This is a genomic window from Faecalibacterium sp. Marseille-Q4164, assembly GCF_017377545.1.
Lineage (GTDB): Bacteria > Bacillota > Clostridia > Oscillospirales > Ruminococcaceae > Faecalibacterium > Faecalibacterium duncaniae.
On sequence record NZ_JAFREJ010000050.1, the window covers coordinates 1 to 885 of the forward strand.

2 protein-coding genes are annotated in these 885 nt (G+C 50.3%); both read left to right on the top strand.

Annotated features, from left to right (window positions below; genetic code table 11):
• A partial coding sequence (locus J3352_RS14155; RefSeq protein ID WP_207700530.1) for a metalloregulator ArsR/SmtB family transcription factor occupies positions 1-193 on the top strand: 193 nt, incomplete at its 5' end.
• Between the two features lie 73 nt (positions 194-266).
• Positions 267-885: heavy-metal-associated domain-containing protein (locus J3352_RS14160; RefSeq protein WP_207700531.1), on the top strand; the 619-nt coding region annotated here is incomplete at its 3' end.

Sequence of the window (885 nt, forward strand, 5' to 3'; positions counted from 1 at the left end):
GAGCGAGATGTGTGTATGCGACCTTGCGGTTCTGCTGGGCGTCACCAAATCGGCGATCTCTCACCAGCTGAAAGCACTCCGGCTTGCCGGACTGGTCAAATTCCGCAGAGAGGCCCAGATCGTGTATTATTCGCTGGCGGATGATCATGTAAAGGAGATCATCGACAAGGGATTTGAGCATTTAAGAGGATGATCGCGCAAGCGATTATCTTTTTGTCTTTTAAGTTGAGCGATTGAACAATTAAGAAAACGTAGTGGAGGTCAAAATGAAAAGAGTATTCATCCTGAAAGGTCTGGACTGCCCGAACTGCTCAGCAAAGATCGAGAAAGAAGTCGGTGAGCTGGATGGCGTGACTTCTTCGACCGTGAATCTGATGAACCAGACGCTGACTGTTCAGGCTGGAACATCGGTAGCTGCTTCCTTGCTGGATACCGTTACCACGATCGTACACAGCCATGAGCCGGATGTTGAAGTGTCGGAAAAGCAGCTGGAAGCGACTGCACCTGTCAAAAAGGATGAAAAAGCGGCGGTCTATAACGATGAGGATAAGAAGCGCACGATACGGCTTGCCGTGGGTGCTGTGGTCTATGCAATCGGTATGGCATTGACCGTATTCGCAAAGCTGCCGACTCTGGCGGAACTGGCGTTTCTGATTGTGGCGTATGTGATTCTTGGCTGGGATGTCGTATGGCAGGCAGTGAAAAATATCACCAGAGGACAGGTGTTTGACGAGCATTTCCTGATGAGTGTTTCCACGATCGGCGCATTTGCCATCGGGGAATACCCGGAAGCTGTTGCAGTTATGCTGTTCTATCAGGTCGGAGAGTTCTTCCAGTCGCTGGCGGTAAAGCGTTCCAGAAAGTCCATCTCTGACCTTATGGACA